We start from the raw sequence: 15,307 nt of genomic DNA, 5'->3' as shown, positions 1-15,307 counted from the left end.
CGGGGTCTCACGGCGCCGGATCGCCCTTGGGGCGTCGGCGGTCGAGGGCTGTGTCGGCGAGGCCGAACAGGGTCAGGGCGACCAGGGCGATGCCCTGGGTCACGAACAGGATCAGGTACATGCCGAACAGCATGAGCCCGCGCCCCGGCCGGCCGCGGGAGCGGTCGTGGAAGGCGGCGAGCCCCTGGAGGGCGAAGGCGGCGCTGAACGCGCCGAGCAGCGCGACCCCGAACACGCCGACATAGCCGGGCGCGAAGCACATCCCGACGGCCGCCGCGACCGCCACGAGCGTGCTGCGCGGCATGGCAGTCGAGGGGATGTCGGGCCAGGGCCGCGGCAGGCGGCCGGAGATCTTCACGATCCGGGCCGACGCCCAGAGGTAGAAGGCCAGCAGCAGGGCGAGGCCGTTCGCCGCGAAGGCGGGCACGACGCGGGCGAGGGCGTCCGCCACCTCGGCCCGCGTGACGTCCGCCGGGTCGGCGTCGGCCTGCGGGGCCGGACCGGGCGTCGCCGCCCCGTCCTTGCCGCCCGCCTCGCCGCCGGTCGAGGGCGCGTCGGCGCGCGGGGCGTCTGCGCGCGGGGTCTCGGGGGACGGGCGGGCGGAGGGCAGCCGCGTCTGGACCAGGGTCTGGGCGAGCCCGCGCAGCTGCGCGTCGAAGGCGGCGTGGTTCGGCGACGACAGGACCGCAATGGCGATGAAGGCGAGGGCGGCCGTGGCGGCGATCCAGCCGAGCAGGCGGCCGGTCGGGTACCATTCGAGGCCGGCGGGCGTCTCGCGCCCGAGGAGCGCGAGGTAGGCGAGCCACCAGGCGGGCAGGGCGATGTAGGCCGCGAAGGCCAGTCCCAGGAAGGGCGCGATCACCAGGACCAGCGCGAGGCTGCCGGCGGCGGCCGCGGCGAGCGCGGCCTTGTGGCTCCAGCCCAGGCCGACGATCAGGATCGGAAGCGGCGCCACGAGGTAGAGCAGGATCGCGAGCGGCGTCGCCTTCAGCAGCACCCCGAACAGGAGTGCGGAGACGAGGCCTGCGCCGATACCGATGCCGATGTGCTGTGCCATGAATTCCGCTGTCCCGCTGCCGGTACGGCAGGGTTAGAGGCGGCTACGCGCCCCAACGATCGGGCGGCGCGAGCCGCCCTCTGGGAGGGCCGGCCCGGGCAGATGCCGGGCCGGCGGGTTCTGATGGCCTACTTGATCACGTAGGGCAGCAGGCCGAGGAAGCGGGCGCGCTTGATCGCCTGGGCGAGCTCGCGCTGCTTCTTGGCCGAGACCGCAGTGATCCGCGACGGCACGATCTTGCCGCGCTCGGACACGTAGCGGGACAGGAGCTTGACGTCCTTGTAGTCGATCTTCGGCGCGTTCGCGCCGGAGAACGGGCAGGTCTTGCGACGACGGAAGAAGGGACGGCGTCCGCCGCCCGCACCAGCACCGAATGCCATGGGTTAGCCCTCCCCGCCGAAGCTGCGCTCGCCGCGGTCACCGCGATCGCCGCGGTCACCACGGTCGCCGCCGAAGCCGCCACCGCCGAAGCCCTCGTCATCGCGACGACGGCCGCGCTCGCGATCCTTGCGGTCGTCGCGGTCGCGCTTCTGCATCATGGCGGACGGCTCGGAATCGAGCTCCTCGACCCGGATGGTCATGAAGCGCAGCACGTCCTCGGAGATCTGCATCTGGCGCTCCATCTCGGCGATGGCGGCCGGCGGGGCGTCGATGTTGAGGAGGGCGAAGTGCGCCTTGCGGTTCTTCTTGATCCGGTAGGCGAGGGACTTCACGCCCCACATCTCGATCTTCTCGAGACGGCCACCGTTCTGCTCGATCACACCCTTGTAGGTGTCGATCATCGTCTCGACCTGCTGGGACGTCACGTCCTGGCGGGCCAAGAGCACATGCTCGTAGAGAGGCATTGTCGGGCCTTTCATCGTCAAAAGGAGCCCGGCCGCCGGAAGGCGGCTGATTCGGGCCGGTTCATCTCGCGCTACGCTCGGCGCCAAGCCCTTCGAGCCGATTTTCAGGCCCGAGCGGTTGATCGAAGGCGGAGACACCGGACGACGGGATCTGGGAGAGCCCTGTGCCGCGAGCGGCACCGTCCGTTCAGCCCCCGGCCGGAGCGAACGCGAGGGGCGGCGCATAGTCGGTTTTTCGCGACCTGGCAAGGTCGTGGCAAGGTCGCGTCGTGGGTCGCGGCTTGGGTGGCGGGCCCGAACTCCCCGCGGCCGCGGGGATTCGGGCCGCGCGTCCCGTGCCGGGCCCTGCCGGGACGGCCCCGCCTGTTGTGCGGAACACGCCCACGGGCGCGTGCCGCGCCGCGGCGCGACCCTGTCCGGCACCGCTCAAGCTTGCCGCTCGGGCGGTTCGATGACACAAGCGCGGCGCGGCTGGGGATCCCCGGCCGCACTGGTTTTCGGTAATCCTCCAGATCCGCGATGGCAGAGGCCCCAGCTTCCGGCCCGTCCGAGGTCGGTCCCGTGCTGATCACCGGCGCGAGCGGCTTCCTCGGCTCAGCCCTGGTCGACGTGTTCCGCCGGGCCGGCTTCCCGGTGCGCATCCTCGTGCGCGCGTCGAGCCCCCGCCGCAACCTCACCTGGACCGACGTCGAGATCGCCGAGGGCGACATGCGCGACCCGGCCGCCGTGGCGGCGGCGATGCGCGGTCAGCGCTACCTGATCCACGCCGCGGCCGATTACCGGCTCTGGGCGCCGGACATGGAGGAGATCGTCCGCACGAACCGCGACGGCACGCGCCTGATGATGCGCGCGGCGCTCGAGGCCGGCGTGGAGCGTGTCGTCTACACGTCGAGCGTCGCGACGATCAAACCGCCGGCCGACGGCGTCACGCCCTCCGACGAGACCATGCCGCTGACGCCCGAGACCGCGATCGGCGCCTACAAGCGCAGCAAGGTCGTGGCCGAGCGGGTGGTCGAGGAGATGGTCGCCCGGGACGGCCTGCGGGCGGTGATCGTCAACCCGTCGACGCCGATCGGTCCCCGCGACGTCAAGCCGACGCCGACCGGCCGGATCATCCAGGAGGCGGCGCTCGGCAAGATGCCGGCCTTCGTCGATACCGGGCTCAACCTCGCCCACGTGGACGACGTGGCCCAGGGACACCTCCTGGCGCTGCGCAAGGGCCGCATCGGCGAGCGCTACATCCTCGGCGGCGAGGACGTGTTCCTCTCGCAGATGCTCGCCGACATCGCCGGCATGGTCGGGCGCAAGCCGCCGACCGTGAATCTGCCCCGGGCCGCCGTCTACCCGGTGGCGTTCTTCGCGCAACTCGCCGCGCGGGTCACCGGCAGGCAGCCCTTCGCGACGATCGACGGGATCCGCATGTCGCGCTACCGGATGTTCTTCTCGGACAGGAAGGCGCGCGCCGAACTCGGCTACACGGCCCGGCCGTACCGCGAGGGCCTGTCGGACGCGATCACGTGGTTCCGGGAGGCGGGCTACCTCGCATGAGCACCCTCGATTCCGCCACCGCGACGCGCTCCGGCAAGGGGCACCGCGACGAGAACTTCCCCGTCGCCTCGCACCTGATCCATCCCCGCCACCGGGGCGCGATCCTGGCGTTCTACAACTTCGTCCGCGCCGGCGACGACGTGGCCGATCACGCCGCCCTGTCGCCCGAGCGCAAGATCGAGCTGCTCGACCGCCTCGCCGACGCGCTCACCGGCGCCGGGCCGTCCGATCCCGAGGCCGAGCCGCTGAAGCGCGAGCTCGCGGCCCGCGGCCTGCCGTCCCGGCACGCCCTGGAACTCCTCGACGCGTTCCGCATGGACGCGCGCAAGAACCGCTACGCGGACTGGGACGAGCTGATCCACTACTGCCGCTACTCGGCGATGCCGGTGGGCCGCTACGTCCTCGACGTGCACGGCGAAGACCCGGCCCGGGTCTACCGGGCGTCCGACGCCATCTGCGCGGCGCTCCAGGTGATCAACCACCTCCAGGATTGCGGCAAGGACTTCGCGGCGCTCGACCGGGTCTACCTCCCGCAGGATTGCCTCGACCGCCACGGTGCCACCGTGGGGATGCTCGGGGAGGAGAAGGCGCCGCCGCAGCTCCGGGCCGCGATCCGCGAGCTGGCGCAGCGCTGCCTCGACCTCCTCGACGAGGGCGCGGTCCTGCCGGACCTGATCGACGACCTGCGCCTGTCTCTGGAGATCGCCGCCATCCACCGGCTCGCCGTCGTGCTGAGCCGGGGCCTGCTGGAGCGCGACCCGCTCTCGGAGAAAGTCCATCACGGCAAGGCCGCCTTCGCGCTGACGGCGCTGGGCGGCGTCGCCGCCACCCTGGCGCGCCGGCCCTTCCGCGGCCGGACCGTCCGGGCCGCGGCTCAGGGAATCCGCTCGTGACCGCCACCGCCACGCCCGCCCAGGACCACGCGAGCGCCGCCCCGGCGCTGCCCGCCGCCGGCTCCTCCTTCTACACGGCGATGCGCCTGCTGCCGAAGGAGCGGCGGGAGGCGATGTACGCCGTCTACGCCTTCTGCCGCGCCGTCGACGACGTCGCCGACGACGGCGGCACCCGAGCCGTCCGGCAGGTCGAGCTCGACCGCTGGCGGGCCGATATCGACGCGCTCTACGCCGGCCGCCCGGCCCCGCGGGTGCGCGACCTCGTGGAGCCCGTGCGCCGATTCGGCCTGAAGCGCGAGGATTTCCAGGCGGTCATCGACGGCATGGCGATGGACGCCGTCGAGGACATCGTCGCCCCCGACGCCGAGACCCTCGACCTCTACTGTGACCGGGTCGCCAGCGCGGTGGGCCGGCTGTCGGTGCGGATCTTCGGCATGCCGGAGGCGGACGGCATCCGGCTGGCGTGGCACCAGGGCCGCGCGCTCCAGCTCACCAACATCCTGCGCGACATCGACGAGGATGCCGAGCGCGGCCGCCTCTACCTGCCGCGCGAGAAGCTCCGGGCGATCGGCCTCACCGACCCGACGCCGGCAGAGGCGATCGGCCACCCCCGCATCGGCGAGGTCTGCATCTCCCTCGCCCGCGAGGCCGAGGATCACTACCAGGCGACCTGGGAAATCATCCGGCGCAGCCCCCGCAAGGCGACCAAGGCCGCCCGGCTGATGGCCGCCGCCTATCACCTCTACCTCAAGGCGGTCCTCGCGCGCGGCTGGGCGATGCCCCGCGCCCGGGTGAAGCCCGGCAAGCTCGCGCTGCTGGGCGTCGTCGTCCGGCACGGCCTGATCTGATGGGCACCGTCCACGTCGTCGGCGCCGGCCTCGCCGGCCTCGCCGCTTCCGTCGCGCTCGCCGAATCCGGCGCCCGGGTGGTCCTGCACGAGGCCGCCAAGCAGGCCGGCGGCCGCTGCCGCTCGTACTACGACCCGGCCCTCGGCCTGACCATCGACAACGGCAACCACCTGCTCCTGTCCGGCAACGCCGATTCCATCGGGTTCCTCCGGACGATCGGCGCGCCGGCCGACGCCCTGGTGGGGCCGGACGTGGCGGAGTTCGACTTCGCCGACCTGAAGACCGGCGAGCGCTGGCGGCTTCGGCCCAATGCCGGGCGGCTGCCCTGGTGGGTCATGAGCCCGGCCCGCCGCGTCCCCGGCACCCGGGCGCGGGACTACCTCGCGCCCCTCGGGATCCTGCGCGCGGCCTCCGGCAAGGCGGAGGGCGCGGGCGGCACGATCGGCGCCCACATGGCCTGCGAGGGCACGCTCTACCGGCGCCTCTGGCACCCGGTGCTGCTCGCGGCCCTCAACACCGAGCCCCGCGACAGCGACGTCGGACTGGCGGCGCGGATCCTGCGCGAGACCCTGGGGGCGGGCGGCAAGGCCTGCCGCCCGCTCGTGGCCGTCGAAGGGCTGTCCTACGCCTTCGTAGATCCGGCGATCCGCTACCTCACGAGCCGCGGCTGCGAGATCCGCCTCGGCCGGCGCCTGCGCGGCCTCGACCTCGCGGACGGCCGCGTCGGGCAGCTCGTGTTCTCGGACGGTGCCGAGACCCTCGGTCCGGAGGACGGCGTCGTGCTGGCGCTGCCGCCGTGGGTCGCCCGGGAGGTGTTGCCCGGTCTCCTCGCACCGGTGGAATTCCGCTCTATCGTGAACGCGCATTTCGCGCTGGTGCCGAAGCCCGGCAGCCCGCTCGTCCTCGGCGTGGTCAACAGCCTCACGGAGTGGCTTTTCGCCTATCCCGACCGGTATTCGGTCACGATCAGCGGTGCCGACCGGCTCCTCGACGTGCCCCGCGAAGACCTCGCGCGGCAGATCTGGGCCGAGATCGCACAGTTGTGCAACCTTGCACCCGACCTGCCCAGCTGGCAGATCGTAAAGGAGAAGCGTGCGACCTTCGCGGCGACGCCGGCGGAAGCCGCGCGGCGCCCGAAGGCCGAAACCGCCTACGACAATCTCGTCCTGGCAGGCGATTGGACCGCCACCGGCCTGCCGTCGACGATCGAGGGAGCGATCCGCTCTGGCCAGACGGCCGCACGTTCCTTGCGTGCGGGATCTGCCGCGCGTGCTGGAACCCAGGTGCGCGGCGCAGCTTGAGGCATGGCGTCCGCCGCGAGGCGGTCGTTCGAGGCGAGGACTATGAGAGAGGCCGTTAGCAAAGTCGAGGCGCTGCAGCGCTCGAAGACTCAGGGGATCTCGCTCGAGGACGTCGAGCGCGGCGTGGCGCAGGCGACGCGCGCGCTGACCGCCCTGGCGCACGACGACGGGCACATCTGCTTCGAGCTCGAGGCGGATGCCACGATCCCGTCCGAGTACATCCTGTTCCACCATTTCCGCGGCACGCGGGTCCCCGGCGACCTCGAGGCCAAGATCGGCAATTACCTCCGCCGCACCCAGGGGCGGCACGGCGGATGGGCCCTCGTCCACGAGGGGCCGTTCGACATGAGCTGCACGGTCAAGGCGTATTTCGCCCTCAAGATGATCGGCGACGACATCGAGGCGCCGCACATGCGCCGGGCGCGCGAGGGCATCCTGTCCCGCGGCGGCGCGGCCAACGCCAACGTGTTCACCCGCTTCATGCTGGCCCTCTACGGCGAGGTGCCGTGGCGCGCCGTGCCGGTGATGCCCGTCGAGGTGATGTTCCTGCCGAAGTGGTTCCCGTTCCACCTCGACAAGATCAGCTACTGGGCCCGCACCACCGTGGTGCCGCTGTTCGTGCTGCAGGCGACCAAGCCCCGGGCGCGCAATCCCCGCGGCATCAGCGTGCAGGAGCTGTTCGTCACCCCGCCGGAGAGCGTCCGCTCCTGGCCGGGCTCGCCCCACGCCACGTGGCCCTGGACCCCGATCTTCGGCTTCATCGACCGGGTGCTGCAGAGGGTCGAGAACCACCTGCCGCGCAAGAGCCGGCAGCGCGCCATGGAGATGGCGCGCGCCTGGGTGAGCGAGCGCCTCAACGGCGAGGACGGCCTGGGCGCCATCTTCCCCGCCATGGTCAACTCGGTGCTGATGTACGAGGTGATGGGCTACCGGCCCGATCACCCGCAGGTCCGCGTCGCCTGCGACGCCATCGAGAAGCTCGTCGTCGAGAAGGCCGACGAGGCCTACGTCCAGCCCTGCGTCTCGCCGGTCTGGGACACGGCGCTCGCGAGCCACGCGCTGCTCGAGGCCGGCGGCCCCGAGGCCGAGGCCCAGGCCCGCGCCGGTCTGGACTGGCTGAAGCCCCGGCAGGTGCTCGACATCGTCGGCGACTGGGCGGCGCGCAAGCCGAAGGTCCGGCCGGGCGGCTGGGCCTTCCAGTACGCCAACGCGCATTATCCCGACCTCGACGACACCGCCGTGGTGGTGATGGCGATGGACCGGGCCATGCACCAGCACGGCCTCGTCGCCGGCATGCCGGACTACAAGGCCGCGATCGCCCGCGCCCGGGAATGGGTCGAGGGGCTGCAATCCGAGGACGGTGGCTGGGCGGCGTTCGACGCCGACAACAACCACATGTACCTCAACCACATCCCGTTCTCGGATCACGGCGCGCTGCTCGACCCGCCGACCGCGGACGTGACCGCCCGCGTGGTCGGGATGCTGTCCCAGCTCGGCGAGACCCGGGAGACCTCCCGCGCCCTCGACCGCGGCGTGAACTACCTCCTGAATGATCAGGAGGAGGACGGCTCGTGGTACGGCCGCTGGGGCATGAACTTCATCTACGGCACGTGGTCGGTGCTCTGCGCCCTCAACGCCGCCGGGGTCGACTCCGCCGATCCGCGCATCCAGAAGGCCGTGTCCTGGCTGATCCGGATCCAGAACCCGGATGGCGGCTGGGGCGAGGACGCCTCCTCGTACAAGATCGACCCGGCCTTCGAGCCCGGCTCGTCCACCGCCTCGCAGACCGCCTGGGCGCTCCTCGCCCTGATGGCGGCCGGCGCGGTCGACGACCCGGCCGTGACCCGGGGCATCAACTTCCTGACCCGCACGCAGGGCGCGGACGGGTTCTGGAAGGAGGAGCGCTACACCGCCACGGGCTTCCCGCGGGTCTTCTACCTGCGGTACCATGGTTACCCGAAGTTCTTCCCGCTCTGGGCGATGGCGCGCTTCCGCAACCTCAAGCGTGGCAACAGCCGGCGCGTCCAGTTCGGCATGTGACGTCCGCCGACGTCCTGGGGCCGGCCCGGCGGGCCGGCTCCGCTCCGCCGGATCGCGGCGCGCTCGACCGTCCCGACAGCCGATCCGCGAGCCCCGGTACGAGACACGTGGCCTCCTCAGACAGCGATCCCGCGGGACCGGACGAACCGCCCCCCGCGTCGGATCCGGCCCGGACCCCGCCTCGGCGCTCGCGCCTTCTTGCGGACCTCGCCGGACTCGTCCACGAGCGCGCCATGATCGATCCCGCCGCACCCGTCCTGGCCGTTACCGGCCTCGCCCGCGAGCGCCGCATGGCGGCGGGGGCGGGGGTCGAGGCCGTGGGAGCCGGCGGCAATCCCTACCGGCTCCGCCAGCTCCTGGAGGCCCGCGGCCAGCCCGGCTGCCGGGCGGTTGTCAGCTTCGGCATCGCGGGCGGCCTCGATCCCTCGCTCCGGCCCGGCGACGTCGTGGTGGGCACCGGCGTGGTGAGCGAGGAGGGGCGGCGCGCCGCCGATCTCGACCTGTCGGCCACGCTGCTCAACCTCCTGTCCGGCGTCGGGCCGCGGGTGATCCCGGCGGATCTGGCGGGCGTCGACACGGCGGTGCTCGCGGTCGACGGCAAGACGGACCTGCGGACCACCACCGGCGCCGCGGCCGTCGACATGGAATCGCACGTGGCCGCGTCCTTCGCGGGCCGGCACGGCCTGCCCTTCGCGGCCGTGCGGGTGATCTGCGATCCGGCCGACCAGGCCCTCCCGGTTTTCGCGGCCTCGGCCCTCACGCCGGACGGCGAGCCCGACATCGCCGCGGTGTTCTTCGCCTTCGCGCGCGGCCGGGCACGCCTGGGAGACCTCATGCGCCTCGCCCGGGACTCGAACGCCGCCTTCGCGGCGCTGGGACGGTGCCGGACGCGGCTCGGGCCGGGACTGGGCATACCGGTCCCGGGTCGCTGAGACCCGCGAACGCGGTCAGGTGAGCCACGAAAAAGCGCCGGCCTGTACGGCCGGCGCGAGTCGGAGGTCACCACGAGACGGCGCGGGGCGGACCCCGCGCCGGGAGAAACCGGCCTCAGCCGGCCTTCTTGTTGAGCGAGACCGCCACGAACCGGGTCTGGCCCTTGCCGCTCTTCACCCGCATCAGCACGGCCTTGCGCCCGCTCGACTCGGCCGCCCGGATCTGCGTCGCCACGTCCGACGGACGGGCCACGCTCTGGCCGCCGACGTCGAGGATCACGTCGCCCGCCTCGATACCCTTGGCGGCCGCCGGGCCGTCGGGATCGACCTGGACCACCGCGACGCCCTGATCCGACAGGCCGACATCGCCGGCCGGGGCGAGCTGCAGGCCGAGCCGCGGCTGGCCGTTGCCCGAGTCGTCGTCGCGGCTCGCCATCTTGGTGCCGTCGGTCGGCATCGTGCCCAGCGTCACCGTGGCGGTGTCGGTCTTGCCGCCGCGCAGGTAGCTCAGCTCGACCTTGGCGCCCGGCTTCAGGCCGGCGATCTTGCGCGACAGCTCGCGGGCGCTGTCCACCGTGTCGCCGTTGACCTTCTCGATCACGTCGCCCGCCTTCAGGCCGGCCTTGGCCGCCGGGGTGCCGTTCTCGGCGTGGTCGACCAGGGCACCCTTGGCCTTGTCGAGGCCCAGGCCCTCGGCGATGTCCTGCGTCACGGGCTGGATCTGGACGCCCAGGTAGCCGCGGGCGACCTTGCCGTCGGTGCGGAGCTGGTCGACCACCGCCTGGACGGTCTCGGCGGGGATCGCGAAGGCGAGGCCGACGCTGCCGCCCGACGGGGACGCGATGGCGGTGTTCATGCCGACCACCTCGCCGTTGACGTTGAAGGTCGGGCCGCCCGAGTTGCCCTTGTTGATCGGGGCGTCGATCTGCAGGAAGTCGTCGTAGGGGCCGGCGCCGATGTCGCGGCCGCGGGCCGAGACGATGCCGGCGGTCACGGTGCCGCCGAGGCCGAACGGGTTACCGATCGCCACGACCCAGTCGCCGACCTGCGGCGCGGCCTTTCCGAACTGGACGTACGGGAAGTTCGAGCCCTCGGTGATCTTCAGCAGGGCGACGTCCGTCTTGGAATCCTTGCCGATGACCTTGGCGTCGAGAGTGCGCCCGTCGTCCAGCGTCACCTGCACGGTCTTGGCATGGTCGACCACGTGGTTGTTGGTGACCACGTAGCCGTCGGCCGAGATGATGAAGCCGGAGCCGACAGCGCCGCGCGGGCCCTGATGCTGGGGCTGCATCCCGCCGGGGCCGTTCTGGCCGAAGCGCTTGAAGAACTCGCGCAGCTGCGGCGGCACGTTCTGGAGGTTGCGCCCCTGGCTCGGTCCGTCGTCGTCGTCGCTGCTCGCCGAGTCGTCGAGCTTCACCTTCACCGAGACGACGCCCGGCTTCACCTTGTTGACGATACCGGCGAACGAGCCCGGCGGGTGCTCGGGGGCCTCGATCGGCGACTTGGGCAGCGCCTGCGCGTAGGCCGGGGTCGCGGCCGGCAGATAACCGCTGCCGATGGCACCGCCGGCGATCAGCGCGGCGGCCGCCACGGAGGCGAGGGCGCGGCGCGAGGTGCGGCCAGTGGGACGGGTCTCGGTCATGGGGGGTCTCAACCTCTCGGGACTGATCGGGACGACGCCGGCGGTCGCGGCCATCGATGGGATCTGTCTAAGGGGCGGCGCCTGACCCGGGCGTGGCGATCAAATTACCGTTTGGACAGGTAGCCGAGCGCTCGCGGAGCCCCAGCGCGATCGCGGCGCGTGACCGAGACCGGAGGCCCGACGTCGCGGCGCTGGCCGAGCCGGATCCGGGCTCGTGCCGCCCAGCACCGCAGTTTCCGGGAGTCGATCTTAAATACCGCTCAGTTCGGCGGGCCGGCGCAATCTCGGTGCCGCCAGATCCGAGTGTGTAGGCAGAGGAATTGACAATGAAGGTGCTGTTGGCGGCCGCCATGTTCTTCGGATCGACTGTCGGCGCGCTGGCGGTCGAGTCGTACGCGGATTACCGTGATTACTTCGACGCGAAGCCCGCCGTCGCAAGTCGCGCGCTGCGCAGCGTTTCCGAGAGAACGTACAGCGTCGATACGCGCCGCCCCGGAGATGAGCGCGTTGCGAAATCGGCGGCCAACTTCCGGCCCGGCTACTGGAACCAGTCGGGCGGCTACGTTCCACCGGACTATTCCCTGCATCCGCGGGGCGCGTCGCAGGACGGCTTCTGGACCCCGAACGACGCGTCCGCCGCCAGTTGGGGCGGGCCGCGGGCGTTCACCGGAACCCTCGGCACCCGACGCTGACGGGCGAGCCTCCGGGGCCGGGTCACCCCCGGGGCGGGCCTGACACGTCGGAGCGCTCCCGGACGGGCGCTCAGTCGCCGCTGAGCCGGACCAGAGCTTCCTCGATCTTCGCCAGCCGCGCCGACTCGCTCTCGCGGCGCTCCCGGTTCTCCTCGATGATCTCCTCGGGCGCCCGGGCCACGAAGTCGGCGTTGCCGAGCTTCGCGTCGATCTTCTTGATCTCGCCCTGCGCCTTGCCCTGCTCCTTCTTCAGGCGCGCGACCTCGGCCGCGAGGTCGACCACGCCTTCAAGGGGCAGCGCGGCGACGCTGCCGCGCACTAGGAGCTGCACCGAGTTCTTCGGCGGCGTCTCGGAGAAGGTGATCTCCGACAGCCGAGCGAGACGCAGGAGCGTGTCGCGCCACGCCTCAACCCGCGCTCTCACCTCCGGGGCGGCGCCGACCATCACCAGCGGGATCTGCGCGCCGGCCGGGACATTGGTCTCGGACCGCGCCGAGCGGATCTGGCTGACGAGATCGACCACGAACCCGACCTCGGCCTCCGCGGCCGCGTCGGCGAGGCCGCCGAGGTCCGGCCAGGCGGCCAGGGTCAGCAGGCCGCGCTCCGACAGGTCGGCGCCCTTGATCGCCCACAGCTCCTCCGTGAGGAACGGCATGAACGGGTGGAGCAGCTTGGCGACCTGATCGATCAGGAACGCCACGCTCGCCTGCGTCTCGGCCCGGATCGCCGGATCGACGCTCTCGCCCTGGAGCACCGGCTTGGCGAGCTCGAGATACCAGTCGCAGAAGATGTTCCAGACGAAGCGGTAGGCCACCGCCGCCGCGTCGTTGAAGCGGAAGGCCTCGAGGGCGCCCGCGACCTCGTCGACCGCGCGGGCCGCCTCGGTGAGCGCCCAGCGGTTGATCGCGCCGGTGGCGGAGCGCGGGTCGAAGGCCGGGTCGAGGCGGCAGCCGTTCAGTTCGGCGAAGCGGGCGGCGTTCCAGAGCTTGGTCGCGAAGTTGCGGTAGCCCTGGACACGGTCGGTGGACAGCTTGATGTCGCGGCCCTGGACGGCCAGGGCGCAGAGGGTGAAGCGCAGGACGTCGGCGCCGACCTGATCGATCAGTTCCAGGGGATCGACGACGTTCCCCTTCGACTTCGACATCTTCGCGCCCGACGCGTCCCGCACCAGGGTGTGCAGGTAGACCGTGTCGAAGGGCGCCCGGTCGGTGAGGTGCAGGCCCATCATCATCATCCGGGCGACCCAGAAGAACAGGATGTCCTTGCCGGTCACCAGGGTGTTGGTCGGGTAGAAGCGCGCGAGTTCCGGGGTCGTGTCCGGCCAGCCCAGCGTCGAGAACGGCCAGAGCGCCGAGGAGAACCACGTGTCGAGGACGTCCGCGTCGCGGGTGAGCGCGACCGGCCGGCCGTGCTGCGCGTCGGCCGCCGCCTGCGCCTCGGCCTCGCTCTCGGCGACGAAGATGCCGCCGGCGTCGTCGTACCAGACCGGGATCTGGTGGCCCCACCAGAGCTGGCGCGAGATGCACCACGGCTCGATGTTGGTGAGCCACTGGAAGAAGATCTTCTCGTAGTTCTCGGGCACGAACTTGGTCTGCCCGTCGCGCACCGCCTGGAGGGCGCGCTCCGCGAGCGGCTTGACGTTCACGTACCACTGGTCGGTCAGGTAGGGCTCGATGACCACGCCCGAGCGGTCGCCGTGCGGGACCGCGTGGGTGTTCGGCTCGATCGCGCGCAGCCGACCGCGCGCCTCCATCAGCGCCACCACCTCCTTGCGGGCCTGCGCCCGGTCGAGGCCGTGGAGCGCCAGGGCCTCCGGCTCGGGCGCGACGCCGTCGAGGAACTCGGCGTTGCCGTCGAGCAGCATCCGGCCCTCGGGATCGAGGACGTTGATCAGGCCGAGTCCGTGGCGGCGGCCGACGTCGAAGTCGTTGAAATCGTGGGCGGGCGTGATCTTGACCGCGCCCGTGCCCTTCTCGGGATCCGAGTAGGTGTCGGCCACGATCGGGATCAGCCGCCCGACCAGCGGCAGGCGCACGCGCTGGCCGACGAGCGCGGTGTAGCGCGCGTCCTCGGGATGGACCGCGATGCCGGTGTCGCCCAGCATCGTCTCGGGGCGGGTGGTGGCCACCGTGATGACGGCGCCGGTCTCGGCGCCGGCCTCGTCCACCACCGGGTAGTCGAAGTGCCAGAGATGGCCCCTGGTCTCGACCTGCTGGACCTCCAGGTCCGAGATCGCGGTCTGGAACTTCGGGTCCCAGTTCACCAGCCGCTTGTCGCGATAGATCAGGCCCTGCCGGTGCAGGTCGACGAAGGTCTTGAGCACGGCCCGGCTCAGCCCCTCGTCCATGGTGAAGCGCTCGCGGGACCAGTCGCACGAGGCGCCGAGCCGCTTCAGCTGGTTGACGATCGCGCCGCCGGATTCCGCCTTCCAGGCCCAGACCTTCTCGACGAAGGCCGCGCGGCCGATCTCGCGGCGGCCGGGCTCCTGACGCTCCATCATCCGCCGCTCGACCACCATCTGGGTGGCGATGCCGGCATGGTCCGTCCCCGGCTGCCAGAGCACGTCCTTGCCGCGCATGCGCTCGAAGCGGCAGAGGATGTCCTGCAGCGTGTTGTTGAGGGCGTGGCCCATGTGCAGGGAGCCCGTCACGTTCGGCGGCGGGATCACGATGCAGTACGGCGGGGCCCCGGCGCGCTCGGGCCGGCCGGCACGGAAGGCGTCCGCCTCGGCCCAGGCGGCGGAGATCCGCGCCTCGACGGAGGTGGGCTCGAAGGTCTTGTCCATCATCGCGGGTACGGGCCGGCGCTTGTCCAAACGGGGGTGGCCCCGCTTTCGACCGTCACGCCGCTCCCGTCAACACGCGGACGGCGGCCCGCGGCCGCCGTACCCAGGCCGCCGGCTCAGCGGCCGCGCGACACCCGCTCGATCTCGGCGCGCACGAGGCGCTCGACCACGGCCGGGAGGTTGTCGTCGAGCCAGGATTTCAGCATCGGCCGGAGCATCTCCTTGACGAGATCCTCCAGGGTCCGGGCGTTCTGCGTCAGCACGGTGTGGGCCAGCAGGTTGAACGCGCCGCTGACGCTGGCATCCGTGGCCGGAGAGACCAGGGCCTCGGGCTCCGGCTCGGGCGCGCGGGCGGCCTGGAGCACGGGCTGCGGGGGCGGAGGCGGTGGGGGCGGCGGCTCCGGGGCCGGCTCGGGCTCGGGCTCGGGCTCCGGTTCGGGCGCGGCGGTCACCGGGTCCTCGAAGTCGATCGCGTCGAAGTCGAGCAGGTCCGGCGCCGGCTCGGGTTCCGGTTCCGGCTCGACGACGCGCGGGCGCATCACCGGCTCGGCGACCTCCGCGAGGTCGAGCACGTCGTCGGGCTCCGGAGCGGGCGCCGCGACCTCGGCCGGCTTGGCGGCCTGATCGTCGGCGATGATCCTCCGGATCGACGCGAGGATCTCTTCCATCGAAGGCTCGTGCGCCTTATCGGCAGCCTTGTCCTGGAATTTCGAGTCCGGGATCT

General features: G+C 72.0%; 13 protein-coding genes. 7 read left to right on the top strand and 6 right to left on the bottom strand.

From position 1 onward, the window contains the following. Window positions 1-7 precede the first annotated feature (7 nt). From C4T42_RS06830 to rpsF, 3 genes are all read right to left on the bottom strand, one after another. Window positions 8-1,057: a DUF2232 domain-containing protein gene (locus C4T42_RS06830; RefSeq protein ID WP_020090633.1), complete on the bottom strand. Its 1,050-nt coding sequence runs from the start codon at window positions 1,055-1,057 to the stop codon at window positions 8-10. A 128-nt stretch (window positions 1,058-1,185) separates the two neighbouring features. Then, window positions 1,186-1,437 carry a 30S ribosomal protein S18 gene (rpsR, locus tag C4T42_RS06825; protein ID WP_007561044.1) on the bottom strand — a complete coding sequence of 84 codons (252 nt, stop codon included), beginning with the start codon at window positions 1,435-1,437 and terminating at the stop codon, window positions 1,186-1,188. Between the two features lie 3 nt (window positions 1,438-1,440). Further along, window positions 1,441-1,902: a 30S ribosomal protein S6 gene (gene rpsF / locus C4T42_RS06820; protein ID WP_020090632.1), complete on the bottom strand. Its 462-nt coding sequence runs from the start codon at window positions 1,900-1,902 to the stop codon at window positions 1,441-1,443. A gap of 519 nt (window positions 1,903-2,421) precedes the next feature. Between rpsF and hpnA the strand changes: the two genes are divergently transcribed. From hpnA to C4T42_RS06790, 6 genes are all read left to right on the top strand, one after another. Then, window positions 2,422-3,450: a hopanoid-associated sugar epimerase gene (gene hpnA, locus C4T42_RS06815; protein WP_026604540.1), complete on the top strand. Its 1,029-nt coding sequence runs from the start codon at window positions 2,422-2,424 to the stop codon at window positions 3,448-3,450. After that, window positions 3,447-4,343: a squalene synthase HpnC gene (hpnC, locus tag C4T42_RS06810; RefSeq protein WP_103984922.1), complete on the top strand. Its 897-nt coding sequence runs from the start codon at window positions 3,447-3,449 to the stop codon at window positions 4,341-4,343. Before hpnA ends, hpnC begins: the two co-directional genes overlap by 4 nt. Then, complete coding sequence (gene hpnD, locus C4T42_RS06805) at window positions 4,340-5,191, top strand: presqualene diphosphate synthase HpnD (protein WP_020090629.1); 852 nt, start codon at window positions 4,340-4,342, stop codon at window positions 5,189-5,191. The genes hpnC and hpnD overlap by 4 nt, the downstream gene beginning before the upstream one ends. Next, window positions 5,191-6,492 carry a hydroxysqualene dehydroxylase HpnE gene (hpnE, locus tag C4T42_RS06800; protein ID WP_103984921.1) on the top strand — a complete coding sequence of 434 codons (1,302 nt, stop codon included), beginning with the start codon at window positions 5,191-5,193 and terminating at the stop codon, window positions 6,490-6,492. Before hpnD ends, hpnE begins: the two co-directional genes overlap by 1 nt. A gap of 42 nt (window positions 6,493-6,534) precedes the next feature. Continuing rightward, complete coding sequence (gene shc, locus C4T42_RS06795) at window positions 6,535-8,532, top strand: squalene--hopene cyclase (protein ID WP_020090627.1); 1,998 nt, start codon at window positions 6,535-6,537, stop codon at window positions 8,530-8,532. A 233-nt stretch (window positions 8,533-8,765) separates the two neighbouring features. Next, entirely contained in the window at window positions 8,766-9,464 is a 699-nt protein-coding gene (locus tag C4T42_RS06790; protein ID WP_103984920.1) for a phosphorylase, read from the top strand. Window positions 9,465-9,579: 115 nt separating this feature from the next. Here the strand turns inward: C4T42_RS06790 and C4T42_RS06785 are convergent, their stop codons facing one another. Continuing rightward, complete coding sequence (locus C4T42_RS06785) at window positions 9,580-11,106, bottom strand: Do family serine endopeptidase (RefSeq protein ID WP_020090625.1); 1,527 nt, start codon at window positions 11,104-11,106, stop codon at window positions 9,580-9,582. Between the two features lie 326 nt (window positions 11,107-11,432). On the opposite strand from C4T42_RS06785, the gene C4T42_RS06780 reads away from it, so the two are divergent. After that, the gene (locus C4T42_RS06780) at window positions 11,433-11,798 is read left to right on the top strand and encodes a hypothetical protein (protein ID WP_103984919.1); all 366 of its coding nucleotides are present in this window, start codon (window positions 11,433-11,435) and stop codon (window positions 11,796-11,798) included. 70 nt (window positions 11,799-11,868) lie between these two features. On the opposite strand, the gene C4T42_RS06775 is transcribed toward C4T42_RS06780, so the two are convergent. Both C4T42_RS06775 and C4T42_RS06770 read right to left on the bottom strand, forming a co-directional pair. Further along, a complete protein-coding gene (locus tag C4T42_RS06775; RefSeq protein WP_103984918.1) occupies window positions 11,869-14,586 on the bottom strand; it encodes a valine--tRNA ligase in 2,718 nt (905 codons plus the stop codon). Window positions 14,587-14,699: 113 nt separating this feature from the next. Then, entirely contained in the window at window positions 14,700-15,251 is a 552-nt protein-coding gene (locus C4T42_RS06770; protein WP_020090622.1) for a DUF2497 domain-containing protein, read from the bottom strand. Window positions 15,252-15,307: the final 56 nt, after the last annotated feature.

The sequence above is a fragment of the Methylobacterium sp. 190mf genome (assembly GCF_900107945.1).
Classification (GTDB): Bacteria; Pseudomonadota; Alphaproteobacteria; order Rhizobiales; family Beijerinckiaceae; genus Methylobacterium.
Note: the sequence above shows the minus strand (reverse complement) of the source record. Positions and strands in the feature narration are given on the sequence as shown.

Coding starts and splice junctions, on each gene's coding strand:
- C4T42_RS06790 (WP_103984920.1), top strand. CDS start 8,766: ATGATCGATCCCGCCGCACCCGTCCTGGCCGTTACCGGCCTCGCCCGC.
- rpsF (WP_020090632.1), bottom strand. CDS start 1,902: ATGCCTCTCTACGAGCATGTGCTCTTGGCCCGCCAGGACGTGACGTCC.
- C4T42_RS06785 (WP_020090625.1), bottom strand. CDS start 11,106: ATGACCGAGACCCGTCCCACTGGCCGCACCTCGCGCCGCGCCCTCGCC.
- C4T42_RS06830 (WP_020090633.1), bottom strand. CDS start 1,057: ATGGCACAGCACATCGGCATCGGTATCGGCGCAGGCCTCGTCTCCGCA.
- shc (WP_020090627.1), top strand. CDS start 6,535: ATGAGAGAGGCCGTTAGCAAAGTCGAGGCGCTGCAGCGCTCGAAGACT.
- C4T42_RS06780 (WP_103984919.1), top strand. CDS start 11,433: ATGAAGGTGCTGTTGGCGGCCGCCATGTTCTTCGGATCGACTGTCGGC.
- hpnE (WP_103984921.1), top strand. CDS start 5,191: ATGGGCACCGTCCACGTCGTCGGCGCCGGCCTCGCCGGCCTCGCCGCT.
- C4T42_RS06770 (WP_020090622.1), bottom strand. CDS start 15,251: ATGGAAGAGATCCTCGCGTCGATCCGGAGGATCATCGCCGACGATCAG.
- hpnC (WP_103984922.1), top strand. CDS start 3,447: ATGAGCACCCTCGATTCCGCCACCGCGACGCGCTCCGGCAAGGGGCAC.
- rpsR (WP_007561044.1), bottom strand. CDS start 1,437: ATGGCATTCGGTGCTGGTGCGGGCGGCGGACGCCGTCCCTTCTTCCGT.
- hpnA (WP_026604540.1), top strand. CDS start 2,422: ATGGCAGAGGCCCCAGCTTCCGGCCCGTCCGAGGTCGGTCCCGTGCTG.
- C4T42_RS06775 (WP_103984918.1), bottom strand. CDS start 14,586: ATGATGGACAAGACCTTCGAGCCCACCTCCGTCGAGGCGCGGATCTCC.